This window comes from Streptomyces sp. NPDC051567 (assembly GCF_044454165.1).
Classification (GTDB): Bacteria; Actinomycetota; Actinomycetes; order Streptomycetales; family Streptomycetaceae; genus Streptomyces.
In genome coordinates, this window is record NZ_JBITDK010000050.1 from 1 (window position 1) to 25347 (window position 25347).

General features: G+C 70.7%; 28 protein-coding genes. 11 read left to right on the forward strand and 17 right to left on the reverse strand.

The window, feature by feature from the left end:
• Nucleotides 1–138 precede the first annotated feature (138 nt).
• The 7 genes from ACIA5F_RS30120 to leuE form a co-directional block, all read right to left on the reverse strand.
• Complete coding sequence (locus tag ACIA5F_RS30120; protein WP_399358478.1) at nucleotides 139–519, reverse strand: cytidine deaminase; 381 nt, start codon at nucleotides 517–519, stop codon at nucleotides 139–141.
• A 44-nt stretch (nucleotides 520–563) separates the two neighbouring features.
• The gene (locus ACIA5F_RS30125) at nucleotides 564–1829 is read right to left on the reverse strand and encodes an ABC transporter permease (RefSeq protein WP_399358480.1); all 1266 of its coding nucleotides are present in this window, start codon (nucleotides 1827–1829) and stop codon (nucleotides 564–566) included.
• Nucleotides 1826–2941, reverse strand: a complete 1116-nt coding sequence (locus ACIA5F_RS30130) for an ABC transporter permease (RefSeq protein WP_399358482.1) — start codon at nucleotides 2939–2941, stop codon at nucleotides 1826–1828. The genes ACIA5F_RS30125 and ACIA5F_RS30130 overlap by 4 nt, the downstream gene beginning before the upstream one ends.
• Nucleotides 2938–4584, reverse strand: coding sequence for an ABC transporter ATP-binding protein (locus ACIA5F_RS30135; protein WP_399358484.1), 1647 nt, complete (start codon nucleotides 4582–4584; stop codon nucleotides 2938–2940). The genes ACIA5F_RS30130 and ACIA5F_RS30135 overlap by 4 nt, the downstream gene beginning before the upstream one ends.
• A 432-nt stretch (nucleotides 4585–5016) precedes the next feature.
• Entirely contained in the window at nucleotides 5017–6078 is a 1062-nt protein-coding gene (locus ACIA5F_RS30140; protein ID WP_399358486.1) for a BMP family protein, read from the reverse strand.
• 218 nt (nucleotides 6079–6296) lie between these two features.
• The gene (locus tag ACIA5F_RS30145) at nucleotides 6297–7592 is read right to left on the reverse strand and encodes an amidohydrolase (protein WP_399358528.1); all 1296 of its coding nucleotides are present in this window, start codon (nucleotides 7590–7592) and stop codon (nucleotides 6297–6299) included.
• A 299-nt stretch (nucleotides 7593–7891) separates the two neighbouring features.
• The gene (leuE, locus tag ACIA5F_RS30150; protein WP_399358488.1) at nucleotides 7892–8542 is read right to left on the reverse strand and encodes a leucine efflux protein LeuE; all 651 of its coding nucleotides are present in this window, start codon (nucleotides 8540–8542) and stop codon (nucleotides 7892–7894) included.
• Nucleotides 8543–8975: 433 nt separating this feature from the next.
• On the opposite strand from leuE, the gene ACIA5F_RS30155 reads away from it, so the two are divergent.
• A complete protein-coding gene (locus ACIA5F_RS30155; protein WP_399358490.1) occupies nucleotides 8976–9197 on the forward strand; it encodes a hypothetical protein in 222 nt (73 codons plus the stop codon).
• Nucleotides 9184–9804, forward strand: a complete 621-nt coding sequence (locus ACIA5F_RS30160) for a L,D-transpeptidase family protein (protein ID WP_399358492.1) — start codon at nucleotides 9184–9186, stop codon at nucleotides 9802–9804. The genes ACIA5F_RS30155 and ACIA5F_RS30160 overlap by 14 nt, the downstream gene beginning before the upstream one ends.
• 246 nt (nucleotides 9805–10050) lie before the next feature.
• Here the strand turns inward: ACIA5F_RS30160 and ACIA5F_RS30165 are convergent, their stop codons facing one another.
• From ACIA5F_RS30165 to ACIA5F_RS30195, 7 genes are all read right to left on the reverse strand, one after another.
• On the reverse strand, nucleotides 10051–11220 hold the full coding sequence (locus ACIA5F_RS30165; protein ID WP_399358494.1) for a hypothetical protein: 1170 nt from the start codon (nucleotides 11218–11220) through the stop codon (nucleotides 10051–10053).
• Entirely contained in the window at nucleotides 11220–11963 is a 744-nt protein-coding gene (locus ACIA5F_RS30170) for an RNA polymerase sigma factor (RefSeq protein WP_399358530.1), read from the reverse strand. The genes ACIA5F_RS30165 and ACIA5F_RS30170 overlap by 1 nt, the downstream gene beginning before the upstream one ends.
• 377 nt (nucleotides 11964–12340) lie before the next feature.
• A complete protein-coding gene (locus ACIA5F_RS30175) occupies nucleotides 12341–12634 on the reverse strand; it encodes a hypothetical protein (RefSeq protein ID WP_399358496.1) in 294 nt (97 codons plus the stop codon).
• Entirely contained in the window at nucleotides 12627–12851 is a 225-nt protein-coding gene (locus ACIA5F_RS30180) for a hypothetical protein (protein ID WP_399358498.1), read from the reverse strand. Before ACIA5F_RS30180 ends, ACIA5F_RS30175 begins: the two co-directional genes overlap by 8 nt.
• A gap of 215 nt (nucleotides 12852–13066) precedes the next feature.
• The gene (locus ACIA5F_RS30185; protein WP_399358500.1) at nucleotides 13067–13360 is read right to left on the reverse strand and encodes a hypothetical protein; all 294 of its coding nucleotides are present in this window, start codon (nucleotides 13358–13360) and stop codon (nucleotides 13067–13069) included.
• A gap of 10 nt (nucleotides 13361–13370) precedes the next feature.
• Nucleotides 13371–13697, reverse strand: coding sequence for a hypothetical protein (locus tag ACIA5F_RS30190; RefSeq protein ID WP_399358501.1), 327 nt, complete (start codon nucleotides 13695–13697; stop codon nucleotides 13371–13373).
• Complete coding sequence (locus tag ACIA5F_RS30195; RefSeq protein WP_399358503.1) at nucleotides 13660–13887, reverse strand: hypothetical protein; 228 nt, start codon at nucleotides 13885–13887, stop codon at nucleotides 13660–13662. Before ACIA5F_RS30195 ends, ACIA5F_RS30190 begins: the two co-directional genes overlap by 38 nt.
• Before the next feature lie 197 nt (nucleotides 13888–14084).
• Here ACIA5F_RS30195 and ACIA5F_RS30200 point away from each other — a divergent pair, with 197 nt between their 5' ends.
• The 8 genes from ACIA5F_RS30200 (at nucleotide 14085) to ACIA5F_RS30235 (ending at nucleotide 20129) form a co-directional block, all read left to right on the forward strand.
• Nucleotides 14085–14690 carry a 2-oxo-4-hydroxy-4-carboxy-5-ureidoimidazoline decarboxylase gene (locus ACIA5F_RS30200; protein WP_399358505.1) on the forward strand — a complete coding sequence of 202 codons (606 nt, stop codon included), beginning with the start codon at nucleotides 14085–14087 and terminating at the stop codon, nucleotides 14688–14690.
• A gap of 152 nt (nucleotides 14691–14842) precedes the next feature.
• Entirely contained in the window at nucleotides 14843–15223 is a 381-nt protein-coding gene (gene sdhC, locus ACIA5F_RS30205) for a succinate dehydrogenase, cytochrome b556 subunit (protein WP_399358507.1), read from the forward strand.
• A 5-nt stretch (nucleotides 15224–15228) separates the two neighbouring features.
• Nucleotides 15229–15711: a succinate dehydrogenase hydrophobic membrane anchor subunit gene (locus ACIA5F_RS30210; RefSeq protein WP_399358509.1), complete on the forward strand. Its 483-nt coding sequence runs from the start codon at nucleotides 15229–15231 to the stop codon at nucleotides 15709–15711.
• Between the two features lie 25 nt (nucleotides 15712–15736).
• Complete coding sequence (gene sdhA, locus ACIA5F_RS30215; protein WP_399358511.1) at nucleotides 15737–17491, forward strand: succinate dehydrogenase flavoprotein subunit; 1755 nt, start codon at nucleotides 15737–15739, stop codon at nucleotides 17489–17491.
• Nucleotides 17491–18249 carry a succinate dehydrogenase iron-sulfur subunit gene (locus ACIA5F_RS30220; protein WP_399358513.1) on the forward strand — a complete coding sequence of 253 codons (759 nt, stop codon included), beginning with the start codon at nucleotides 17491–17493 and terminating at the stop codon, nucleotides 18247–18249. Before sdhA ends, ACIA5F_RS30220 begins: the two co-directional genes overlap by 1 nt.
• Nucleotides 18250–18430: 181 nt before the next feature.
• A complete protein-coding gene (locus ACIA5F_RS30225) occupies nucleotides 18431–18835 on the forward strand; it encodes a hypothetical protein (protein WP_399358515.1) in 405 nt (134 codons plus the stop codon).
• Nucleotides 18836–18879: 44 nt separating this feature from the next.
• On the forward strand, nucleotides 18880–19404 hold the full coding sequence (locus tag ACIA5F_RS30230; RefSeq protein ID WP_399358517.1) for a thiol-disulfide oxidoreductase DCC family protein: 525 nt from the start codon (nucleotides 18880–18882) through the stop codon (nucleotides 19402–19404).
• Between the two features lie 11 nt (nucleotides 19405–19415).
• On the forward strand, nucleotides 19416–20129 hold the full coding sequence (locus ACIA5F_RS30235; protein WP_399358518.1) for a TetR family transcriptional regulator: 714 nt from the start codon (nucleotides 19416–19418) through the stop codon (nucleotides 20127–20129).
• Between the two features lie 115 nt (nucleotides 20130–20244).
• Here ACIA5F_RS30235 and ACIA5F_RS30240 read toward each other — a convergent pair whose 3' ends face one another.
• From ACIA5F_RS30240 to ACIA5F_RS30250, 3 genes are all read right to left on the reverse strand, one after another.
• Nucleotides 20245–21801, reverse strand: a complete 1557-nt coding sequence (locus ACIA5F_RS30240; RefSeq protein ID WP_399358520.1) for an ABC transporter substrate-binding protein — start codon at nucleotides 21799–21801, stop codon at nucleotides 20245–20247.
• 123 nt (nucleotides 21802–21924) lie between these two features.
• Nucleotides 21925–23298, reverse strand: a complete 1374-nt coding sequence (locus tag ACIA5F_RS30245; RefSeq protein ID WP_399358522.1) for a metallophosphoesterase — start codon at nucleotides 23296–23298, stop codon at nucleotides 21925–21927.
• Nucleotides 23295–23597: an SCO4848 family membrane protein gene (locus ACIA5F_RS30250; protein WP_399358524.1), complete on the reverse strand. Its 303-nt coding sequence runs from the start codon at nucleotides 23595–23597 to the stop codon at nucleotides 23295–23297. Before ACIA5F_RS30250 ends, ACIA5F_RS30245 begins: the two co-directional genes overlap by 4 nt.
• A gap of 121 nt (nucleotides 23598–23718) precedes the next feature.
• Here ACIA5F_RS30250 and ACIA5F_RS30255 point away from each other — a divergent pair, with 121 nt between their 5' ends.
• Nucleotides 23719–24957 carry a D-alanyl-D-alanine carboxypeptidase family protein gene (locus ACIA5F_RS30255; RefSeq protein ID WP_399358526.1) on the forward strand — a complete coding sequence of 413 codons (1239 nt, stop codon included), beginning with the start codon at nucleotides 23719–23721 and terminating at the stop codon, nucleotides 24955–24957.
• Nucleotides 24958–25347 lie beyond the last annotated feature (390 nt).

The window sequence follows — 25347 nt, forward strand, 5'->3', positions numbered from 1 at the left end:
GGTATTTTAGTCCTTTTTGTGCCATCCATACCCCGCGGGGGGGGGGGGGGGTTTTATGTTTGGGGTGGGGGGGGGGGGGGGGGGGGCGCCGCGCGCCCCCCGCCCCCCCCCCGGGGGGGGGGGGGCCCGTCGGCGCGGCTATCCCAGGTGGCCGGGCCCGAAGGCCTGCGGCAGCATGGCGGCCAGCGGAAGAATCCCGTCCGGCGTGTCCACCAGCAGGCCGGGCCCGCCGAACTCGTACAGCAGCTGGCGGCAGCGTCCGCACGGGACGAGGCTCTCGCCCTTGCCGTCCACGCAGGTGAAGTGCGTCAGCCGGCCGCCGCCCGTGGCCTGGAGCGAGGAGACGAGACCGCACTCGGCGCACAGGCTCAGCCCGTAGCTCGCGTTCTCGACGTTGCAGCCGGTCACGACGCGGCCGTCGTCCACGAGGGCCGCGACCCCGACCGGGAAGCCCGAGTAGGGGGCGTACGCCAGGGTCATCGCGGACCTGGCGGCCGTCCGCAGGGCTTCCCAGTCCACGGCGGGACGGTCCCCAGCGGGACGGTCCCCGGCGGTCTCCGGGGTCACTTGCCCTGGCCCTTGCGGTACGGCATGCCGTCCGCCTTGGGCATCCGCAGCCGCTGCGCCGACAGGGCGAGCACCAGCAGGGTCGTCACGTACGGGGCCGCGTCCACGAACTGGCTCGGCACCGAGTCGGTCAGCGCGTACCAGAGGAAGAGCAGCACGGCGAAGGCCGCCGCGATGCCCGCCTGGACGTACTTCTTCTTGTAGATCTGCCAGGCCACGGCCAGGAGCAGCAGGATCGCGATCAGCAGCAGCATCGCGTGGACGTTGACGGCGCCACCGCGCAGCTTGAGGCTGTCGGTGAAGCCGAAGAGCCCGGCGCCCAGCGCCATGCCGCCCGGCATCCAGTTACCGAAGATCATCGCGGCGAGGCCGATGTACCCGCGACCGCCGGTCTGGCCCTCCTGGTAGATGGGGCTGGCGACGATCGACAGGAAGACGCCGCCGAGACCGGCGAGGCCGCCCGAGACGATCACGGCGATGTACTTGTACTTGTAGACGTTGACGCCGAGGGACTCGGCGGCGACGGGGTTCTCACCGCAGGAGCGCAGCCGCAGGCCGAAGGCGGTCCGCCACAGCACCCACCAGGTGCCCGGGATCAGCAGCAGGGCGACGACGGTCAGCAGCGAGAGCCCGGTGACCAGGCCGCCGATGACCCCGGCGAGGTCGGAGACGAAGAACCAGTGCTTGCCCTGGAGGCTCGCCATCCAGTCCGACAACCCCGGCACGGTGATCTTGTAGATCTCCTCGACGCGCGGCGACTGCTTGGAGGAGCCGCCCGGCATCTCGGCGAACGTGAAGTTCGACAGGTACTGGGTGAAGCCCAGCGCGAGGATGTTGATGGCCACACCGGAGACGATGTGGTTGACGTTGAAGGTGACCGTGATGATCGCGTGCAGCAGGCCGCCGACGGCGCCACCGGCGATGCCGACGAGGACACCCGTCCACGGACCCCACTGGTAACCGGCCCAGGCACCGAACCAGGTGCCGAGGATCATCATGCCTTCGAGGCCGATGTTGACGACGCCCGCCCGCTCGGCCCAGAGGCCGCCGAGACCGGCGAGGCCGATCGGCACCGCGAGCTGGAGGGCACCGGAGACCTGGCCGACCGAGGTGAGGTCGTCGGCCCCGCTGATCAGCCGGACCAGCGAGACCAGCGCGAGGCCGCCCGCGATGATCAGCAGGATCCAGGGCAGGGTGAGCTTCTTGCGGCCACCCGGCTTCTTCGGGGCGGCGCTCGTCGCGGAAACGGTGCTGGCACTCACGCCGCGACCTCCTTGTCGGTCTTGATGGCGCCGCCGGCGGCGAGTTCCTCGCCGACCTTCTGCTGCTGGCGCCGGATGCCGTAGCGGCGGACGAGCTCGTAGGAGACGACCACCGCGATCACGATCAGGCCCTTCATGATCGTGCCGATCTCCTTCGCGTACCCGGCCGTGTCGAGCGAGGCGGACGCCTTGTCGATGAAGGCCATCAGGAACGCGGCGAAGAGGATGCCGACCGGGCTGTTGCGGCCGAGCAGCGCGATGGTGATGCCGGTGAAGCCGATGCCCGCCGGGAAGGCGAGGTTGTACGTGTGCGTCTCGCCGAGCAGCTGCGGCATGCCGGCCAGACCGGCGACGGCGCCGGAGATGAGCATCGAGGTGACGATCATCTTCTTGGCGTCGACACCGGAGGCCTGGGCGGCGGACTCGCTGGCGCCGGTGGCGCGCAGGTCGAAGCCGAAGCGGGTCCGGTTCAGGACGAACCAGTAGACGATGCCGAGCGCGAAGGCGACGAAGGTGAAGCCGTAGATCTCCAGGCCGTCGCCGATGGTCAGCGCCGGGAACCAGCCGGACGGGGCGATCTCGCCCGTGGTCAGGTCGTTGGAGCCCTCGGGCTGGACACCGAGGTTCTTCGGCAGGATCAGCCAGGCGATCAGGCTGGTCGCGATGGCGTTCAGCATGATCGTGGAGACGACCTCGCTGACACCGCGCCGGGCCTTGAGGACACCGGCGATACCGGCCCAGAAGGCGCCGGTCAGCATCGCGACGAGCACGATGAGCAGGATGTGCAGCGGGCCCGGCAGGGCGACGGCCGTGCCGACCACCGCGGAGAGCATCGCGGCGAAGCGGTACTGGCCGTCGACGCCGATGTTGAACAGGTTCATCCGGAAGCCGATGGCCACGGCCAGGGCCGCCAGGTAGTACGTACCGGCCTGGTTCACGATGAGGACCTGGACGTCCTCGTAGCCGGCGTTCTCCACCATCAGGCGCAGCGGCTCGATCGGGTCCACGCCCGTCAGGGCCAGCACGATCACGGTCAGCAGGAAGGCGGTGACCAGCGCGAGCACGGGTCCGGCGAAGCCGAGGAGCAGCCGGTCCTTGTCGAATTTCTTCATCGGGCCTCGTCCTCCGGTGCTCCGGTACCAGCGTCGGTACCGGCTTCGGAGTGGTTGTCGGTTGCTTCCAGGTGCCCGGAGGCGGCGCCCGTCATGGCGGTGCCGAGTTCCTCGGGGGTGACGTTCGCCGGGTCGGCGTCCGCGACCAGACGGCCGCGGTAGATGACGCGCAGGGTGTCGGACAGGCCGATCAGCTCGTCCAGGTCCGCGGAGATCAGCAGCACGGCCAGTCCCTCGCGGCGGGCCTCGCGGATCGCGTCCCAGATCTGTGCCTGCGCGCCGACGTCCACGCCGCGGGTGGGGTGGGCGGCGATGAGGAACTTCGGGCCGTGGCTCATCTCGCGGCCGACGATCAGCTTCTGCTGGTTGCCGCCGGAGAGCGAGGCCGCGGTGACGTCGATGCCGGGGGTGCGCACGTCGTACTCGCGCACGATCCGCTCGGTGTCCTTGCGGGCGGCCTTCGGGTCGATGATGCCGCGCCTGGAGTTGGGTGCCTCGGTGACGTGGCCGAGGATGCGGTTCTCCCAGAGCGGGGACTCCAGCAGCAGGCCGTGGCGGTGACGGTCCTCGGGGATGTACCCGATCCCGCCCTCGCGGCGCTTGCGCACCGACACCTTGGTGATGTCGGTGCCGTCCAGGGTGATGGAGCCCGCGTCGGGGGTCAGCATGCCCATGAGGGCTTCGATCAGTTCGGTCTGGCCGTTGCCCTCGACGCCGGCGATCCCGAGGATCTCGCCCTTGTGGATCGTGAGGCTGATGTCGTCCAGCAGCCGTCGGCCGGTCTCCACGCTCTCGTGCACGTAGGTGTCCGAGTCGGGGAGGTCCAGGGTCGGGGTGGTCTCGGGGGCGACGGTGACGACGCCGCTCTCGACGACGGTCAGGCTCTTGACCTGGAGCATCGGGGTGGTGGTGACGGTGGACTCGCGGGTCTCCGGGGAGGGGAGTTCGGAGCCGACCATCAGCTCGGCGAGCTGCTTGGTGGTGGCGGTCCGCGGGTCGGCGGTGCCGACCGTGGTGCCGCGCCGGATGACGGTGATGTCGTCGGCGACCTTCAGTACCTCGCCCAGCTTGTGCGAGATGAAGATGACCGTCAGGCCCTCGCTCTTGAGCTCGCGGAGGTTGTCGAAGAGGGCGTCCACCTCCTTCGGCACGAGCACGGCGGTCGGCTCGTCGAGGATGAGGATCTTGGCGCCGCGGTAGAGGACCTTGAGGATCTCCACGCGCTGGCGGTCGGCGACGCCGAGGTCCTCGACGAGGGCGTCGGGGCGTACGCCGAGGCCGTACGCGTCCGAGATCTCCTGGATCTTCTTGCGGGCCCTGGAGCCGATGCCGTGGAGCTTCTCGCCGCCGAGAACCACGTTCTCCAGGACGGTGAGGTTGTCGGCGAGCATGAAGTGCTGGTGCACCATGCCGATGCCGCGGGCGATGGCGTCGCCGGGGCTGGTGAAGGAGACCTGCTCGCCGTCGACGGCGATGGTGCCCTCGTCCGGCTTCTGCATGCCGTAGAGGATCTTCATCAGGGTCGACTTGCCGGCGCCGTTCTCGCCGATCAGGGCATGGACCGTGCCCTTGCGGACGGTGATCGCGATGTCCTTGTTGGCGACGACGCCGGGGAAGCGCTTGGTGATGCCGTGCAGTTCCACGGCGGGGGGCGGGCTGGACGCGTTGATGACGCACTCTCCTTGGCGCGGAAGGAGCGGAAGGCAGGGCAGACAGGGCGGGAGGGGCCGGGCGGGGGGCGGGAGAGGGACGTTATCGCGTCCACGATGCCTCTACGCGCGTAGCACTGTCGGGAGGGAGAACTTGTGACCCAGAGGTCACCCGGGGCACGGAAGACGGCTAGTGCGGTGACCGGAAAGGTTTGCCGGTGAGCCCGCGGCGTCCGGTGCGGTGCCTCGCAAGGCGGAGGGGCGCCCGTGTACTGGACGTACTCGGGCGCCCCGACAACGCGGCGAGGGGCCGTGCCGGACGCCGCGGGCCGGTGAACCTTTCTGGTCACCGCACTAGGGGCCCGGGAAGCGATGGAGAGACCGCTTCCCGGACCCCGGAGACCGAACGACGTGTCAGACGGGGCCTTACGGCGCGGTCTTGACCGTGATCTTCTTCGCGATGATGTCGGCCTTGGCTTTCTCGACCGCGGCGATGACATCGGTCATCTTCTTGTACTCCGGGTTGGAGTCGGCCAGGCCGACGCCGTCCTTGTCCAGGCCGTAGCGGATCTCACCGATCTCCGGCTTGCCGTCCTTGACCGACTTGATCAGGTTGAAGACCGAGTCGGAGACGTCCTTGGTGACCGAGGTCAGGATGCGGTCCTTGTACTTCGCCAGACCGGCCTGGTTGTACTGGTCCGAGTCGACGCCGATGGCCCACTTGCCCTTGGTGGCGGCGGCCTCGATGGCACCGGAACCGGCCAGACCGGCGGCGGCGTAGATCACGTCGGCGCCCGCGTCGAGCTGGCCCTGGGCGGTGGCCTTGCCGAGGTCGGGCTTGGCGAAGCCCTCGAAGTTCGGCGGCTGGCTCAGGTACTGGGCCAGCACCTTGGCGTTCGGGTTGGTGTCCTTGACGCCCTGGGCGAAGCCCGCCTCGAACTTCTTGATCAGCGGGACCTCGACACCACCGATGAAGCCGACCGTGCCGGTCTTCGAGACCTTGGCGGCGGCGACGCCGGCCAGGTAGGAGCCCTGCTCCTCGTTGAAGACCAGGTTGGCGATGTTCGGGCCGGTCACCGAGGTGTCGTCGATGATGCCGAACGTGGTGTCCGGGAACTTCGGCGCGACCTTCTTGATGGCCGGGGCGTAGGCGAAGCCGACACCGATGACCGGGTTCGAGCCCTTGCGGGCCAGCTCGGTGAGGCGCTGGACCTTGTCGGCCTCGCCCTCGCCCTCGGTGGGCTCGGCCTCGACGCCCTTGAGCTTCAGCTCGGTCTCGGCCTTGCCCAGACCGGCGAAGGCGGCGTCGTTGAACGACTGGTCGCCGCGGCCACCGATGTCGTACGCGATGGCGGCAGAGGCTTCCTTCGTCGTCCCGGAGGGCGACGTGGAGGATTCCGACGACTTCTTTCCGCCACAGGCGGTGGCCGAGAGGGCCAGCGCCGCGGACGCGATGCCCACGGTGGCGATCCTGGTGATCCGGCGCAAGGGGAGGCTCCTTCAAAACCTGACCGAAGCGCCACGACCGGCGCTGGTTTCGCGGCGATCGTAACGCGCGTAGATGTCACGTAAAGGCCCGTTCATCAGTCGTTATCGGATCGTCGCGAACCGGACAGTGACCGTTCGGTAACTGGTTCTGCCTCCGGCCCTTGTGTGCCAAGGGCCGGACACGTCTTCCGGTGAGCCGTTCGATGCGGTAGACAGATCTATTCGCCGGACCCCGCACGCCGTCCGTCCAGCAGTGCGGCGGCCGTGAAGAACTCCACGCCGACGGCGATCGCGGACTCGTCGACGTCGAAATCGCCCCGGTGCAGGTCCTTCTTGGTGAGGTCGCCCGGGGTGCGGACGCCGAGGCGGGCCATGGCTCCGGGGACGTGCTCCAGGTACCAGGAGAAGTCCTCCCCGCCCAGGCTCTGCTCGGTGTCCTCGACCGCGTCGGCGCCGCACCGGGCGGCCATCGCCTCGCGCAGCAGCTCGGTGACGACCGGGTCGTTGACCACCGGCGGCACCCCACGGACGTGGTTGATCTCGAACTTGGCCCCGTGCATCGTCGCGATCTCGTCGATCGCCGCGTGGATCTGGTCGGGGGCCTCGTGCCAGGCGCTCAGCTCCAGGCAGCGGACGGTCCCGGACAGTTCGGCGTGCATCGGGATGACGTTGCAGGCGTGCCCGGACTCGATCCGGCCCCAGGTGACCGACATGCCCGAACGGGCGTCCATCCGGCGGGCCAGCACCGCCGGGAGGTCCACGGCGACCCGGGCGGCGGCCGTCACGAGATCGGTGGTCAGGTGCGGCCGGGCGGTGTGCCCGCCGGGCCCGGACAGGCTCACCTCCAGCCGGTCGCAGGCCGAGGTGATCGGGCCGGCCCGCAGCCCGATCCGGCCGACGTCGACCCGGGGGTCGCAGTGCACCGCGATGATCTTCCCGACGCCGTCCAGCACCCCGGAGCCGATGGCCTCGGTGGCCCCGCCCGGCAGCACCTCCTCGGCGGGCTGGAACAGCAGCCGCACCGGCCGGGGCAGCAGGCCCTGGCGGTCGAGTTCGGCGAGGACCAGGCCGGCGCCGAGCACGGCCGCGGTGTGCACGTCGTGGCCGCAGGCGTGGGCGCGGTCGGGGACGGTCGAGCGGTAGGCGACGTGCGTCTTGGCGTCCGGGATGGGCAGGGCGTCGATGTCGGCGCGCAGGGCGAGCATGGAGCGCGTCCCGCCGTCCCGCCGTCCGCCGTCGCCGGAGCCGGGGGCCTCCGGCGCCGCGTCGTCCCAGCTCCCGACGTCACAGATCAGACCGGTGCCGGAGGCCAGTACCCGTGGCCGCAGGCCCGCTTCCTCCAGCCGGGCCTTGATCGCCGCCGTGGTGCGGAACTCCTGATGTCCCAGCTCGGGATGCATGTGCAGGTCCCGTCGGAATTCGATCAGTTCGGCACGCAGGTGGTCCGGAAGCTTGCCGGGCAGCTCGGGCCGGTCGGGCGTGCCGGGCAGGGCGGTCAGGGACTCACGGGACATCAACTGGTTCACCCGCCGAAGCCTAGGCGCACGGACCGGCCAACTGGCCTGAGATCACGAAAAGTTCATGCCGTTAGGGGAAAGAAATCCGGTCCCAGGAGGCTTGAGGGCGTACGCCCGGGGGTAAACTCGCCCGCCCGTCAGACCTTTGGAGCCCCCGGCCGGACGCGAACACGCCCGGGCAGGGCTGCGGAGGCGGCTGCGGAAGGCGTGCGGAGGCCACTTCGGGAACGGCCGCGGGAAACCGCCGTGTGAACGGCCGCGGGAACGGCTGCGGGGAACGGCTGCGGGAGGGGGGCTCAGCCGACCGCGAGTTTGGCGGCGAAGCCGAGGAAGAGCACGCCCGCCGCCGAGGTCGCCCCGGCCGCCAGCCGCTTGCGGCGGCGGAAGGCGGCCGACAGCCGGGTCCCGGCGAATATCAGCGTGGACAGGTAGAGGAGGCTCCCGGCCTGGAGCAGCGTCCCGAGCAACAGGAACGACAGCGCGGGGTAGGCGTACCCGGGGTCGACGAACTGGACGAAGAACGACAGCAGGAACAGGATCGCCTTCGGGTTGAGCAGGCTCACCACCAGCGCCCGCCGGTACGGCCGCTCGACCGTGCCCGCCGGCTCCTCACCGGTCATCAGCTCCTCCTGGCGGGCCTCGCGGTCGCGCCACATGGCCCAGGCCGCCCGCATCATCCCGACGGCCAGCCAGGCCAGGTACCCGGCGCCGAGGAACTTGACCACGGTGAACGCCAGCGGGCTCGCCTGGAGCAGCGCGCCCGCGCCGACGGCGGTCAGCACCATCAGGACGGCGTCCCCGGTGAACACTCCCAGGGCGGCCCTGTACCCCTCCTTCACCCCCCGGCGGGCGGCCACGGAGAGCACGTAGAGGGAGTTCGGCCCAGGGAGCAGGACTATCAGCACCAGGCCGGCGAGATACGTCGGAAGATCTGTCACACCCAGCATGCGCAGGAGTGTCGCACAAGGACACACCTGTCGGTCCAGTCCGTTTCATCAGCTGGAACCAGCCGGAAGCCACCGGCGGGAACCAGCCTGGACATAGGCGCCCAGACCGCCCGCGCCACCCTGCGGCCCCTCCCCCGCCACGGCCCGCGCCCGTACGTCCGCGCGCGTCCACGACCCGCTCCCTGACAGGCCCTTGTCACGATGGCGCAACATCCCGGCGGGGCCCGCAACGCACCGCGTCCGAGTGTCGTCACCTTGGGGGACGACACTGTTTCGGGGGGACCGCGATGGGGACCGCCGGGGGGACAGAGATGGGGACGGGGACAGGGATGGGGACGGGGACAGGGATGGGGACAGGGACCGCAGTGCACCGGCAGAGGATCTTGATGCGTGGACTCGGGGCGGCCACCGTCCTCGCCCTCACCCTGACCGCGTGCGGCCAGTCGAAGGCGGGACCGGCCGCCGCCGCTCCCCCGGCCCCCTCCTCGCCCACGGCGGGCGCCTCCCCGCACTCCTCGCCCACCCCGGACGACAAGCCCCCCTCGGCCTCGGCCTCGCCCTCTCCCCCGGCCTCTTCCACCCCGGCGTCCTCGCCGTCGCCGTCGGCCCCGTCCCCGGGGTCACCGGCCGTCCGGAAGATCATGGCGAACGGTGACGACAGCGAGCAGGTGCGCGAGCTCCAGGCGCGGCTGAAGCAGCTCAAACTGATGAGCGTCGCGCCCACCGGCTTCTACGGTTCGAAGACGACGACGGCGGTCTCCTCCTTCCAGTCCCGCAACCAGCTCGCCGCCACCGGCTCCGTGGACGAGGCGACCTGGCACAAGCTCCAGGGCCTCACCGCGCGGCCCACCCCCGACGAGCTGCGCCCGCCGACCGTCAACGAGCCCGACGCCCCGGACCCGCGCTGCATGCAGGGCCGGGTGATGTGCATCAGCAAGGAGAGCCGCACCCTCGCCTGGATGATCGACGGCAAGGCCGTCTCGACGATGGACGTGCGCTTCGGCTCGGAGAACACCCCGACCCGCGAGGGGGTCTTCGACGTGGGCTGGAAGGCCAAGGACTGGACCTCGACGCTCTACCACACGCCCATGCCGTACGCGATGTTCTTCAGCGGCGGCCAGGCGGTGCACTACTCGGCGGACTTCGCGGCCCGTGGCTACGCGGGCGCCTCGCACGGCTGCGTGAACGTCCGGGACAAGGGCAAGGTGGCGGCCCTCTTCGAGCAGGTGCGGGTGGGCGACAAGGTCGTCGTGTACTGGTGACGGAGGGGGGCGCGGACGGGGCCGGGGGAACGTCCCCGCCCGCGCCGTGTGCGCAGAGCCCAGAGGTACGGGGGGAACCCCGGCTCGTGCGCGGCCGATGACCAGTCGGCTCGATAGGTACTGCGCCACCACGCCGGAAAGTGTTACAGGCACCCCGGCGCGCCCGTCGGGGCGTGCGGTGCCGGGGGCTCGCGACCGGGCGGCCGGACGGCCTCCGGCGCGCTCCGGGCAGCGCGGGCCCGGTGTTCAGCGCCGCCCGTGGCGGGACGAGGAGTCGTCCTGGCGGTCCTGGTGCTGCCGGTGGTCGTGCTGGTGCTCCGGGACGGCGGGCGGGATCTGGAGCACGCCGGTCCCCGATCCGTGGGACCCGCCGTCCGACCGGCCCGAGGAGCCGCCCCGGCCGCCGTGCGCGCCCCCGGCCAGCAGCGCCTCGCAGTAGTCCCGGACGCGGGAGGCCCCCCGGGCCATGCGCGAGAGCCGGTCCCGGCCCGCGGCGTCGAGGTGGCCCGCCCGGTGGTCCCGGCACAGGTCCACGGCCCGCGACCGGTTCTCCCGTTCCCGCTCGCGGTCCTTGGTGGTGCCGTTGGAGTGCTCCCGGCGGCTGCCCGCCCCGTCGTCCTCCCGGCGGTCCTCGCCGTCCTGGTCCGTGGCCCCGTCGGTGGTCCCTCCCGGGGTGGTCCCGGACCCGGGCTCCGGGTGGCCCTCCGTGGCGCCCGGCGGGTGCTCCGCGCCGTCGGTGGCGGTGCCGGGGGCCGCCGTCCCGGCGGGGTCCCGCGAGGAGAGGAGCCGGGGCTCCGCGGGAGGAACGGGCTCGACGCCGTCGGTGCCCGCGACCGAGGCCGGGGTCGCCCCGGCGCTGACGGAGTGCGCGGGCTGGGCCCCGGTGCGGCGGGGCTGGTCCAGCAGTCCCGCGCCCGCCGCGGCGGCGAGTCCGCCGACCGCGACGCCGGCCAGGGCCGCCGCGAGCCCGAGCCGCAGGGGCCGGCCGCGCCGGGGCGCGGGCAGCGGCGTGTGGTCCACGGGACCCAGATTGACGAGAGGTTCACCGGGGCCGCCGGAGCCGCCGGGACTGCCGGGGTCACCGACCGCCGCCGCACCGGCCCGGCCACCGGCACAGTCACCGGTGGGCCCCGGGCCGTTGTGCCGCGTACCGTCGTCTCCCGCGCCGCCGCGCACGGGAACGCCATGGGCCGCGCCGCCACGGGCCGCGCGGAAGGCGGCCAGGGCGGCGGCCTCGCCGGGGAGTTCGCGGTCGGCGGCCGGCGGTGCGGCCAGGGCGTCGAGGGCGGCGCGCAGCCGGGCGGCGTCCTCGCGGGCCCGGGGTGCGGCGGCCGGGCCCACAGGTTCCACCGGCTCCCCGCGCAGCAGTCGGTCCGCCGCGGCCCCGTCCAGCCACCTGTCGCGCTCGTCGGCCATCACATGTCCTTCTGCGTCCGCCAACGTGAATGCGTCACACCGGTTTGTTCTACGAGGCCCCCGCCCCGGCTGCGCTGTGCGGGTACGGCGTCGAGATCCCTCCCGTCCCCGCCGTCGCGTGCCTGGTCAAGGGCATTATGGCCGACCAGGGGGCCGGATTCCGAGCCCGGAGCCCGCTCCGGAGCGCGGCCGTCCGCCGCGTCCAGCAGTTCGGCCAGCTTCTTCAGCCCGCGGTGCGCGGCGGTGCGGACCGCCCCCGGCCGCTTGCCGAGCGTCTCGGCCGCGCTCTTGGCGTCCAGCCCGACGACGACCCGCAGGACGACGGCCTCCGCCTGGTCCTGCGGGAGCTGCGCGATGAGCGCCATGGTGAGGCCGGTGGCGAGGGACTCCATCGCCTCGCCCGCGGTGTCGCAGTCGGCGGGCCTGCCGGTCAGTTCGCTGTCGTCGCCGCCGATGGCGGGGCGGCGCCCGCGCATCCGGATGTGGTCGAGGGCGCGGTTGCGGGCGATCCGGGCGGCCCAGCCGCGGAAGCGGTCGGCGTCGCCGGTGAAGGAGTCGAGGTCGCGGGCGATCTGCAACCATGCTTCGGAGGTCACGTCCTCCGCGTCCCCGTCACCGACGAGCGTGCGGACGTACCCCAGCAGGCGCGGGTGCACCGCGCGGTACACAGTACGGAACGCGTCCTCGGCGCCGTCCTGTGCCGCGAGCACCGCGGCGGTCAGCTCCGCGTCGTCCCCCAGCAAAGTCCCCAACCCGTTCACTGTCCTGTATCTGTGGCGCAAATCAGCACGTTACGGCTTTCATGCCCGCGCGTCCACGAGTTGTACAAGATGCAACCATTCCGGTGCAGAGCGAGGTGTGACAGAAAACGCACCCGGGGCGCTGACAGGGGTACGGGCTTGTCGCACGAGCCCGTACCGGACGGCGACCGGGGCCTCTCCTGTGGGGGGTGGCGGCCCCGGTCGTCTTCCTTGGTCCCCCGGTTCCGGCCCGCACCTACGTCACGCACGGACCAGCTCCGTGCCCAACGGCGTGACCGACGACGTGACCAACGCGCCAGCCGGTTCACGCGAGCCCCACCGATCCGGCGCGGTGCGGGCGGGAGGCTCCGGCCGGACCCCTACGCAGGCGGTCTCACCACGGCCGGTGTGGCCATGCGGTTCTTGTCCAGATCGAAGTGATCCATCTCCACACTCCGCACCAGGACCCCCGGGAAGTCCTCGAAGAAGCCGAGCGCTTCCGCGATGGCCTCCGTCAGGGTCCCGCCCTCGAAGGAGCACATGAACCGGGAGTACCCCGGTCGCTCCGCCAGACCGATACGCCCGTCGTTGAAGCGGTCGAGATGGTCCAGGGTGTTGGACTGCTCTTCTGTGAGCGGGGCGTCCAGTACGAGATCGAAGTACCACTTACGCACAGTTCCGGTGCCTTTCTGTGAATCGGTCAATCTTGTTCGCCTCGTCTCCCTGACTCTGGGGGGTGCCGTGCACTTTCACAGAGTCGTTGCAGGGACAACAGACGACCCAGCCCCACCGATGGCGGTTCTTGTCGTGCGTCACCTTGAGGCCCGCCCGCTCCGCGCGTTTCAGCGCGGCCTCCACGTCCTTCTTCTGATGCCGGTCACCGATTCCCATGGCCGTACGTCCTACTCGCCGACCGCGAGGAAGACGCGGAGTCCGGGCCGAAGCCACCCGATCGAGCTACCGCCCGGCACGATCATGACCGTAAACGGCAAGACAAAAGGGGCGAGCCCTGACGGGCTCACCCCTGCTGCTCCGTCACCCCACGCCTGCTTTCCACGTCCCGCACCGATCCAGCACGGCGCGGGCGAGAGGCTCCGGCCGGACCCCTACTCGGGCAACCGCACCACAGCCGGTGTCGCCATGCCGTTCTCCTCCAGCGCGATCTCGTCCAGTTCGACGCTGCGGACCAGAACGCCGGGCAGGTCCACGAACCGACTCAGCGCGTCCGCGATGGCCCGGGTCAGCGTCTCGGCCTCGAAGGAGCACGTGAACCGGGAATAGCCCGGCCTCTCCACCAGCCTGATGCGCCCGTCGTGGAAGCCGGCCAACCCCACCAGGACGTCATCCTGCTCCTCGGTGAGAGCATCCCGCAGGACCAGACTGAAGTACCAGTTACGCACAGTTGGACCCCTACGCAGGCGGTCTCACCACGGCCGGTGTCGCCATGCCGTTGTGTTCGAAGGAATGCGAGTTCAGCTCGATGCTACTGATCTGCACTCCGGGGATTTCCCCGACACGGGCGAGAGCATCTTTCATCGCATCCATGAGAGAGTCGGCCACGAAATAGCAGACGAAATTGGTGAATACACCTGGCCGTTCCTCCCTGCTGACCATTCCGTCAGCGAAACCGTCAAGCTGGTCCATGATGTCGCACTGATCCGCGGTAAGCGGGTTCTGCGCGTGCATAACAAAGTGCCAGCTACGCTCGGTGTCCTCGGTGCCGTCGAGTGAACTCATCAACCCTCTTCGCTTCATCTCCCGCAACTCTGGGAGTGCTGTTGATCGTGATGTCGTCCTTGCAGGGGCAGCAGATTACCCAGCCCCAACGATGCCGGTTCTTGTCGTGCGTCACCTTGAGCCCGGCCGCCTCCGCCCTCTTGAGCGCGGCCTCCACGTCCTTCTTCTGATGCCGGTCACCGATTCCCATAGCCGTACGTCCTACTCGCCGACCGCGAGGAAGACGCGGAACCCGGGCCGAAGCCACCCGATCGGGCTACCGCCCGGCGCGAGCACGAACACGCGCGCCCGCCCCCCTGCCCTCCGCCACGGGGACGTCATCCTTTCGGCTCACTTCCGGGCGAAATCCCCGCGCGGGTGCGCCCGGCCCGGCTGTGCGTCGCTAGCGTGGCGGTACACCCGCGTCCCGCCCCGAGGAGCCCCCCGCTGTCCAGCCACTTCCCGGTACAGGCCCGCGGCGGCTCCGGCCCCGCACCCGGCTCCGGACTGGCGCGGTTCAACGCCCTGTCCCCCGAGGCAGCCAGGGCGGCCCTGCTGCGCTGCTGCGGCAGCCGCCGCTGGGCCCACCGGATGGCCGCGCACCGCCCGTACCCCGACACCGGCGCGCTGGCCGCCGCCGCGGACGAGGCCTCGTACGACCTCTCCGCGGCCGAGATGCTGGCGGCCCTGGCCACCGAGGAACCGGCCCAACTGGACTACGGGACCCCGTACGCCGCCCTCCTCGCCTACGGCGTGGCCCACGCGGAGTACGAGCGCACCTTCGGCCACGCCTTCGTGATCTGCCTCGAAGGGCGGTCGCCGCAGGAGCGCGCGGACGAGATGCTGGCGGCCGTCCGGCAGCGGCTGGCGCACGAGGTGGACGAGGAGCGCTCGGTCGCGGCGGAGGAGCTGCGCCGGGTCGCGCGGGCCCGGCTGTCCGATCTGACACAGTCGCTGACCTCGGCAGATGGGGTGTCTGTGGCCGAAATCGGGCCATTCGCCCCCGTGGGATAGGCCGTACGTGCCTGTTTGATCACACCGATGGCCCCCGCGCGAAGGAACCGACAAAGCGTCGCTACGATGTCCGGGGCCGGAGGACCGTACCCGGCCGGGCCCGACCGACAACGAAGCCGGCTGGCCCCCGCCCCGCTTCCGGAGGGTTTTCCGTGCCGGCTGGAACGTTGTACCGCGGCCGGGAAGGAATGTGGTCGTGGGTGGCTCATCGAGTCACCGGCGTCCTGATCTTCTTCTTCCTGTTCGTACACGTCCTCGACACCGCTCTCGTCCGCGTCTCCCCCGAGGCGTACGACGATGTCGTGGCTACCTACAAGACCCCGATCGTCGCGCTGCTGGAGTACGGCCTCGTGGCCGCCATCCTCTTCCACGCGCTCAACGGTCTCCGTGTCATCGCCGTGGACTTCTGGTCCAAGGGCCCGCGCTACCAGAAGCAGATGCTCTGGACCGTCATGGGCATCTGGATCGTGCTGATGGTCGGGGCCCTGTACCCCGTCCTGGGCCACGCCTACCTTGAACTGTTCGGGAAGTGACACGCATGTCTTCTGACACTTCTTCCGCCCAGGGCATCGGCGACGTGGAGGGGGTCTCCCTCTACGACGTCGATCACCCGGCGCCGTACATCGAGGCCCCGCGCAAGCGCACCGGCAGGACGCCGCGCTCGACCCGCGGCAACTTCGAGATGGTCGCGTGGCTCTTCATGCGCCTCTCGGGCGTCGTCCTCGTCGTCCTGGTCATCGGCCACCTCCTGATCCAGCTGGTGCTGGACGGTGGCGTCTCCAAGATCGGCTTCGCCTTCGTGGCGGGCCGCTGGGCGTCCCCGTTCTGGCAGATCTGGGACCTGCTGATGCTGTGGCTGGCCATGCTGCACGGCGCCAACGGTCTGCGTACCGTCATCAACGACTACGCGGAGCGCGCCAACACGCGGCTGTGGCTGAAGGGCCTGCTCTACACCGCCACGGTGTTCACCATCCTTCTGGGCACGCTGGTGATCTTCACCTTCGACCCGAACATCCGCTAGGCAACGGGCTGAGGCGACCAATCTCATGAAGATCCACAAGTACGACACCGTCATCGTCGGGGCGGGTGGCGCCGGCATGCGCGCCGCCATCGAGTCGACGAAGCGCAGCCGCACCGCCGTGCTGACCAAGCTCTACCCCACCCGCTCCCACACCGGCGCCGCGCAGGGCGGCATGGCCGCCGCGCTGGCCAACGTGGAGGAGGACAACTGGGAGTGGCACACCTTCGACACGGTCAAGGGCGGTGACTACCTGGTCGACCAGGACGCCGCCGAGATCCTGGCGAAGGAGGCCATCGACGCCGTCCTCGACCTGGAGAAGATGGGCCTGCCGTTCAACCGCACCCCGGACGGCACCATCGACCAGCGCCGCTTCGGCGGTCACTCGCGCAACCACGGCGAGGCCCCGGTCCGCCGGTCCTGCTACGCCGCGGACCGCACCGGTCACATGATCCTCCAGACGCTGTACCAGAACTGCGTCAAGGAGGGCGTGGAGTTCTTCAACGAGTTCTACGTCCTGGACCAGCTGATCGTCGAGGTCGACGGCGTCAAGCACTCGGCCGGCGTCGTCGCGTACGAGCTGGCCACCGGCGAGATCCACGTCTTCCAGGCGAAGGCCGTCATCTACGCCTCCGGCGGCACCGGCAAGTTCTTCAAGGTGACCTCCAACGCGCACACCCTCACGGGTGACGGCCAGGCGGCCTGCTACCGCCGCGGCCTGCCGCTGGAGGACATGGAGTTCTTCCAGTTCCACCCGACGGGCATCTGGCGCATGGGCATCCTGCTGACGGAGGGCGCCCGTGGTGAGGGCGGCATCCTCCGCAACAAGGACGGCGAGCGCTTCATGGAGAAGTACGCGCCGGTCATGAAGGACCTCGCCTCCCGTGACGTGGTCTCGCGCTCCATCTACACCGAGATCCGTGAGGGCCGCGGCTGCGGTCCGGCCGGTGACCACGTGTACCTGGACCTGACCCACCTGCCGCCGGAGCAGCTCGACGCGAAGCTCCCGGACATCACCGAGTTCGCGCGCACCTACCTGGGCATCGAGCCGTACACGGACCCGATCCCGATCCAGCCCACCGCGCACTACGCCATGGGCGGCATCCCGACCAACGTCCAGGGTGAGGTCCTGCGCGACAACACCACCGTCGTCCCGGGCCTGTACGCGGCCGGCGAGGTCGCGTGCGTGTCGGTGCACGGCGCCAACCGTCTGGGCACCAACTCGCTGCTGGACATCAACGTCTTCGGCAAGCGCTCGGGCATCGCGGCGGCCAAGTACTCGCAGGAGAACGACTACGTCGAGCTTCCCGAGGACCCGGCCTCGCTCGTCGTCGAGCAGGTCGAGCGGCTGCGCAACTCCACGGGCCACGAGCGGGTCGCCGACCTGCGTCTGGAGCTCCAGGAGACGATGGACGCGTGCGTGATGGTGTTCCGTACGGAGCAGACCATCAAGACCGCGGTCGACAAGATCGCGGAGCTGCGCGAGCGCTACAAGAACGTGTCCGTCCAGGACAAGGGCAAGCGCTTCAACACGGACCTGCTGGAAGCGATCGAGCTGGGCAACCTGCTCGACCTCGCCGAGGTCATGGCCGTGTCCGCGCTGGCGCGCAAGGAGTCCCGCGGCGGTCACTACCGCGAGGACTACCCGAACCGCGACGACGTCAACTTCATGCGCCACACCATGGCGTACCGCGAGGTCGGAGCCGACGGCTCGGACTCGATCCGGCTCGACTACAAGCCGGTCGTCACGACCCGCTACCAGCCGATGGAGCGTAAGTACTGATGGCTACCCCGACCCTGGACACGATGGAGGCGGCGGCAGCGGCCTCGCCCTACATCACGGTCACCTTCCGCGTCCGGCGCTTCAACCCCGAGATCTCGGACGAGGCGCAGTGGCAGGACTTCCAGATCGAGATCGACCCGAAGGAGCGCGTGCTCGACGGTCTCCACAAGATCAAGTGGGAGCTCGACGGCACGCTGACCTTCCGCCGCTCGTGCGCGCACGGCATCTGCGGCTCCGACGCGATGCGGATCAACGGCAAGAACAGGCTCGCCTGCAAGACGCTGATCAAGGACATCAACCCGGAGAAGCCGATCACCGTCGAGGCGATCAAGGGCCTCACGGTGATGAAGGACCTCATCGTCGACATGGAGCCCTTCTTCCAGGCGTACCGGGACGTCATGCCGTTCCTGATCACCAAGGGCAACGAGCCGACGCGCGAGCGCCTGCAGTCCGCCGAGGACCGCGAGCGCTTCGACGACACCACCAAGTGCATCCTGTGCGCCGCGTGCACCTCCTCGTGCCCGGTGTTCTGGAACGACGGCCAGTACTTCGGCCCGGCGGCGATCGTCAACGCCCACCGCTTCATCTTCGACTCGCGTGACGAGGCCGGCGAGCAGCGGCTGGAGATCCTGAACGACAAGGACGGCGTGTGGCGCTGCCGCACGACCTTCAACTGCACCGACGCCTGCCCGCGCGGCATCGAGGTCACGAAGGCGATCCAGGAGGTCAAGCGCGCGCTGATCACGCGCCGCTTCTGAGTTCCCGCCCCACAGCGGTACGAGGCCCCGCCCCCGGAGCATGTCTCCGGGGGCGGGGCCTTCGCCGTTCCCGGGGGGGGCGGCGGAAGCAACCCCGCACACCCCTGCTTGAACATGTTCAAAAAGAGGTCTAGAGTCGGCGTTGTCAGAAGTTGAACGTGTTCAAAGGGGGCTGGGGACGATGGACCTCACCGTGGTCGCGTACGTCATCTACCTGTTCATCAGCATCGGCCTGACCGTCTGGGTGGCCCGGACGCTCAGCCGTAACGGCCGTGTCTTCATCGGGGACGTCCTCCAGGGGAACGAGAAGCTCGCGGACGCCGTGAACCACCTCCTGGTGGTCGGGTTCTACCTCGTCAACATCGGCTTCGTGACCCTGTACCTGCGCTCGGGCGAGACGATCCGCGAAGCGCGCGGGCTCTTCGAGGCGCTGTCGGTCAAGCTCGGCGTCGTCCTGCTGGTCCTCGGGGTCATGCACCTCGGCAACGTCTGGGTGCTCACCAGGATGCGCCGCCGCGGGATCATGGAGCGTCAGCAGACCCCGCCGGTCGCCCCGCAGGGCTGGACCGCGCCGGCCGGGGCCTGAGGGCCGTGGAACCGGCGACGAGGGCCACGGCGGGCGCGGTGGTAATGGCCGGACCGGAAACGGGTCCGGGTCCGGCGCCGGAACCGGCCGGGCCCTCGGGCGGCGGGGCGGCCGTCCGGGTCCTGACGGTCCTGTACGACGCGGACTGCCCGCTCTGCGCGCACATCCGCCAGTGGCTCCTCGGGCAGCGGTGGCTGGTCCCGCTGCGGCTGGTCCCGGCCGCCTCCGCCGAGGCGCGCCGGCGCTTCCCGGAGCTCGACCACGCCTCCACCCTCCGCGAGATCACCGTCATCGGGGACTCCGGGCAGGTGTGGAGGGGGACGGACGCCTTCATCGTCTGCCTGTGGGCACTGTCCGAGCACCGGCCGAAGGCGAACTGGCTGGCCACCCCGGCGGGCCGGCCCTTCGCGCGGGCGGCCATGACCGGCGCCTCCGCGTGGCGGAAGGCCGTACGGACCGACGACGACGGGTACCAGTACGGCTACGGATACGGCTACTACGACGAGGGCGACGCGGAAGCGGAGGCCGGAGGGACGGCCTGCGACGAGCGGTGCGACACGCCCCGATAGGCTCATCCACCGTGACTGATCAGAAGGCTCCCAAAAGCGAGCAGACCCGCACGCTCATCCTCGAAACCGCGCTCCGGCTCTTCCAGGAGCGCGGCTTCGACAAGACGACGATGCGGGCGATCGCCAAGGAGGCGGGGGTCTCGGTCGGCAACGCCTACTACTACTTCGAGTCGAAGGAACACCTGGTCCAGGGGTTCTACGACCGGATCAGCGCCGCTCACCAGGCGGCGGTCCGGCCGGTCCTGGACCAGGAGAACGACCTTCAGAAGCGGCTCGCGGGCGTCCTGACGTCCTGGATGGACATCGCGGCGCCGTACCACGAGTTCGCCTCGCAGTTCTTCAAGAACGCGGCGGACCCGGAGAGTCCGCTCAGCCCGTTCTCCCCGGAATCGGAACCCGCGCGCCAGGCCGCGATCGCCCTCCACCGCGAGGTCCTGGCGGGGGCGAAGACCAAGGTGCCGGAGGAACTGGCCGATGTGCTGCCCGAGTTGATGTGGCTCTCGCAGATGGCCCTGGTGCTCTACTGGGTCTTCGACCGTTCGCCGGACAGCGAGAAGTCCCGGCGGCTCGCCGAGCGCGGCGCGCAGCTCACGGCCCGGGGCGTCGTCCTGGCCCGGTTCCGGGTGGTACGGCCGCTGGTGCGGGAGGTCCACGAACTCTTCGCGGACTTCGTGCCGGGAATCGCACAGACCGCGGCCACCCGCGGCCGACGCCCGGCCGGGTGACGGACGGCCGGGCGGACGAGGACGGACAGCCGGGAGCCCGGCGCCGAACTCCCGGCGCCGGGCTCCTGACCTTCGGCTACTGCCTGCTGCCTGCTTGGCTCCTGCTCACTGGCTGCTAGAGCCAGCTGAGCTCCCACAGGCGCCAGACCCCGGTGCCGTCCGAGAGGTGCGGGGTGCCGGTGACGGCGTCGCGGGACATCACGTAGTCCTTCTTCTGCCAGATCGGCAGCATCGGGACGTGCTGGGCCACCGCCTTCTGGAGCTCGCGGAAGTCGGCGGACGCCTCGCCGCGGTCGGAGTAGGACTGGCTCCGGGTGATCAGGTCGTCGACGGCCTTGTCGGAGAAGCCGTTGTTCATGGAGCTGCCGGCGCCGACGAGGGGGGCCAGGAAGTTGTCCGCGTCCGGGTAGTCGGCGATCCAGCCGATGGTGTACGCGTCGAACTCACCGGCCGCGTACGCCTTCTGGAAGTCCGGCCACTCGGGTATCTCCCTGATCTTGACCTGGAAGAGCCCGGTCGCCTCCAGCTGCTTCTTCAGCTCGCCGGCCTCGGGGATGTTCGCGCCCCGGTTGTTGACGCCGAGGGTGAAGGAGACCGGGGCGGTGACGTTGGCGTCCTTGAGCAGCTTCTTGGCGGCGGCGACGTTGGGCATCGGGTAGGCGTCGAAGAACGGCGTGCTGTGCCCCACGACGCCCGTCGGGACGAGCGAGTAGAGCGGCGTGACCGTGCCGTCGTAGATCTCGGCGGCCACCTTGGAACGGTCCAGGACGGCGGCGACGGCCTGGCGGACGGCCACCGGGGCGGCGGGGGAGCCGGGGCGGACGTTGAAGACCATGGACCGGGTCTCGGCGCCTCCGGAGACCTGGTACCGGGTGTCCTTCAGGCCCGGGTTGAGCCCGGCGAGCACCTCCGGCGGCATGTCGCGGTGGGCGACCTCGACCTCGCGGTCCTTCCACGCCTGGTTGAGCTTGGCGGAGTCCTTGTAGTACTTGACGGTGACGGGGATCTTGGAGGTCCGGCCCTGGCCCTTGTAGGCCGGGTTGGGCTTGAGCTCGGCGCTGGCGTCCGCCTTGTAGGAGCCGAGGAGGAACGGGCCGGTGCCGTCGGCCTTGTCGTCGGCGCGCAGCGTCTTCGCCGGGTACTTGTCCTTGTCGACGATCGAGCCGGCGCCCGTCGCGATCCGGAAGGGGAAGGTGGCGTCGCGGGCGGAGAGGCTGAAGGTGACGGTGCGCCCCTCGGCCTTGACCGACTCCAGGGTGTTGAAGAGCGGCGCCGGGCCCTGGTCGGAGCCGATCGCCTTGATCCGGTCGAAGGAGTGCTTGACGTCCTCCGCCGTGACCGTGCGCCCGCCGGGGAACTTCAGGTCGGAGCGCAGCTCGCACTGGTAGGCGGTGAGCTTCTGGTCGGTGAACCGGCAGGCGGAGGCGGCGTCCGGGGTGGGGGTGTCGGAGCCGGGCCGGATGGTCAGCAGCGACTGGTAGACGTTGCTGAACAGGGCCCAGGAACCGGCGTCGTACGCCCCGGCCGGGTCGAGGGAGGAGACGACGTCGCTCGTCCCGACCCGGATGGCGGAACGGGAGTCACCCCCCGAGGGCAGCAACTGCCAGGCCCCGACGCCGGCCACGCCGAGGACGAGCCCGGCCGCAATGATCTTCGAGCGGACAGACCGCATCCCGTGAACCCCAACCCCTGTACCGGTGACAGCGATATGCCGTCCGCATAACGGTCATCCCATCATGGCATGGCGCTTACGGGAGAACCGTCCGGGGAAGGGCAGTTGGCGGTTTGATCCCGGTCATGCCTGATATGAGGCGAGTTCGACGACGGTGATGTCCGACGGCGCCCCCACCCGGACCGGAGGCCCCCAGGCGCCCGCCCCGCGGGACACGTAGAGCTGAGTGTCCCCGTACCGCTCCAGACCGGCGACGGTGGGGTTGGCCAGCTCGGCGAGGTAGTTGCCGGGCCAGAGCTGGCCGCCGTGGGTGTGGCCGGAGAGCTGGAGGTCCACGCCGTGGCGGACGGCGTCGTGGATGACGACGGGCTGGTGGGCGAGGAGGACGGCGGCTCGGGCCCGGTCACGGTCGCCCAGGGCCGCCCGGAAGTCGGGTCCCTGGCCCTCGCTCTCCCCCGCGATGTCGTTGACCCCGGCGAGGTCGAAGTGGGGCATCGCGCGGCGGGCGTTCTCCAGCGGGTTCAGCCCCAGCTCGCGGACGTGGTCGATCCACTGCTGGGCGCCGGAGAAGTACTCGTGGTTGCCGGTGACGAAGTACGAGCCGTACCGGGCGCGCAGCTCCCGCAGCGGCGCGGCGGCGGGGCCCAGGTCGTCCACGCTGCCGTCCACCAGGTCGCCGACGACGGCGATGAGGTCGGGCTGGGTCCGGTTGACGGTGTCGACGATGCGCTGGGTGTGGGCGCGGCCGAGGACCGGGCCTATGTGGACGTCGCTGACGACGGCGATCCGGAAGCCGTGGGCCGCGCGGGGCAGCTTGGCCAGGGGGACCTGGACCCGCTTCACGCTGGGCCCGCGCAGGACCCCGTACGCCCCGTGCCCCACGGTCCCGGCGGCCACGGCGGCGGCGGCCCCGCCGACCGTCCGCGCGACGAACGTACGCCTGCTGAGCCCGCTCCGCGCCGGGGAGACCGGCACGGACAGCGGCACGGGCGACACGGGAGTGACGGATGTGACGGGAATGACGATGGGGTCGGGTGCTCCGGCAGGGACAGACGCGGCGGGTGAGGCGGGCACGGTGACCGGCGCGTCGGCCCGGTCGGTGACCGGCACGGTGACCGGCGCGGTGACCTCCACCGGGGCGGGCTCGTCGGCCGGGACCACGACTTCGGGGTCCTTGTGGGCCAGACGGCGGAGCAGCAGCGCGCGGATCGGCTCCGCCACCAGCATCGTCAAGGTCAGGTAGAGGAGAACCACCAGCCAGAGGTACCCCGGCCAGGCAACGGTCTGCTGGAGCCAGAAGGGGACACCGGCACGGCCCGAGGTGAGGGCCGCCAGCGAGAGGAGAGGGAGGGTGATGGCCAGGACCGTACCGATACGGCGGGGCAGCCCGCCGGGTGCCGTGGTGTCCCGGACCAGGCGGTTCCAGAGCCAGCGGTGGACCAGGCCCAGGAGGGCGAGGACCAGCAGGGCCACGAGCGCGAAGACCACGAGCGTCATGCGGCGGACCCCGCGCGCGCGGCGGAACCCGTCCCCGGGGCCGCGTCCGGGCCGGGGAGTGACGCGCGCCTCAGGGCCCGTACCCCGCGCAACCCGATCGCGCCCACGGCCGTCCCCAGAAGGAAGGATGTCACCGCGAGCGTCAGGTGCACCCAGAAGTAGGGCGTGGGGTCACCCGCCACGTCGAATGCCAGGCCACTGCCGTTCTTCCACAGGTTCCGGACGAAAGACACCCAGATGAACCAGCTCCACACTCCGAAGGCGAGCAGGAACCAGGAGACGGCGCGGCTGAGTTTCATGCCCTCAGTATCGGATTGCGCCCCGGAGCGGACGCGCCGGGGTGGGCCGGACCGGCGGTGGCCCTGGCGGGTCGGCCTCCCGGCGACGGCGGGCACCCCGGCGGGATGTACTTTCACCTGCGTGTCCGCCAAGAAGACCGCGCTGGCGGTCCTGTCCGCCGCGCTGCTGGTCCCCTCCCTGCTCGTGACCCCCGCGCGGGCGACCCCGGCCCCCGGGCCCGACGGGAAGGGCCGGGCCCCCCACCTCCCGGCGGCGCCCGCGCCGCCCGCCTCGATGTCCACCGTCGGCGGAGCGGTGCTCGGCCAGCCGGGCACCCAGGTCAACCTGCTGCCCGGCGCCCCCGCCCTGCCGACGAACCTCACGGGGCGGTCCTGGATCGTGGCCGACGCCGCCTCCGGCGAGGTCCTGGCGGCGCACAACGCGCACTGGCGGCTGCCCCCGGCCTCGACCATGAAGATGCTCTTCGCGGACACCGTGCTGCCCAGCCTCCCCAAGGACCAGGTCCACCGGGTCACCGAGGACGAGATGTCCGACGTCGGCCCCGGCAGCAGCCTGGTCGGCGTCAAGGAGGACCACGAGTACACCGTCCACGACCTGTGGCTCGGGGTGTTCCTCCGGTCGGGCAACGACGCCGTGCACGTGCTCTCGGCCATGAACGGCGGCATCGACAAGACCGTCCGGGACATGCAGGCGCACGCCGAGGAACTCCAGGCCCTCGACACCCACGTCGTCTCCCCCGACGGGTACGACTCCCCGTCCCAGGTGTCGAGCGCGTACGACCTGACCCTCATCGCCCGCTCCGGGCTCCAGAAGCAGGACTTCCGGGAGTACTGCGGCACGGTGAGCGCCCAGTTCCCCGGCCGGCAGGGCGCCGGAGGCCACCGCGACTACTTCGAGATCCAGAACACCAACCGGCTGATGACCGGCGCCGGGGGCATCTCCCCGTACAAGGGCATCGCGGGGGTGAAGAACGGCAACACCACCATGGCCGGCTCCACCTTCACCGGCGCGGCCCAGCGCGGTGACCGCAAGCTGCTGGTGACGGTGATGAACCCGGGTGCGGGCGGCGCCAACTCGGTGTACGAGGAGACCGCCGACCTCTTCGACTGGGGGTTCGAGGCGATCGGCAAGGTCAAGCCGGTGGGCGAGCTGGTCCCCCCGAAGAGCGCCGACGCCTCCCCGCACGGCTCCCCCGCCCAGTTCCACGAGAACAGCCAGGCCGCGACCGGCTCCCCCTCGGACAGCGGCATCGGCACCACCCTCGGCATCGCCGCCGCCACCCTGACCGCCCTGGCCACCACCGCCTTCCTCACCACCCGCCGCCGCCGCACCACCCGCAACCGCCACGACCATTCCTGACAGCGGTGACGGAACGCCCCACAAGACGGGAAACGGCCCTCCAGACGGGGGCCATCAGTCGGGAACGGGCAGACGGGGGACGGGTAACCGAGACGGCCGCCCCACAAGGCGGGGAACGGGAACCGAAGACGGCGGCCCAGGCCCGGAGCGCCCCAGGACGGGGACGGGTCGGGGTGCGTGCCGGGACGTAAAACGTGATGTGTTGGCGCGCACCCCACCCGCGCCTCCCACCCGGCGCAAGGCGCCATAAATCATGAGTCCCGGCACGCACCCCGACCCGGCACCGGGGGGGGGGGCCCCCCCCCCCCCCCCCCCCCCCCCCCCCCCCCCCCCCCCCCCCCCCCCCCCCCCCCCCCCCCCCCCCCCCCCCCCCCCCCCCCCCCCCCCCCC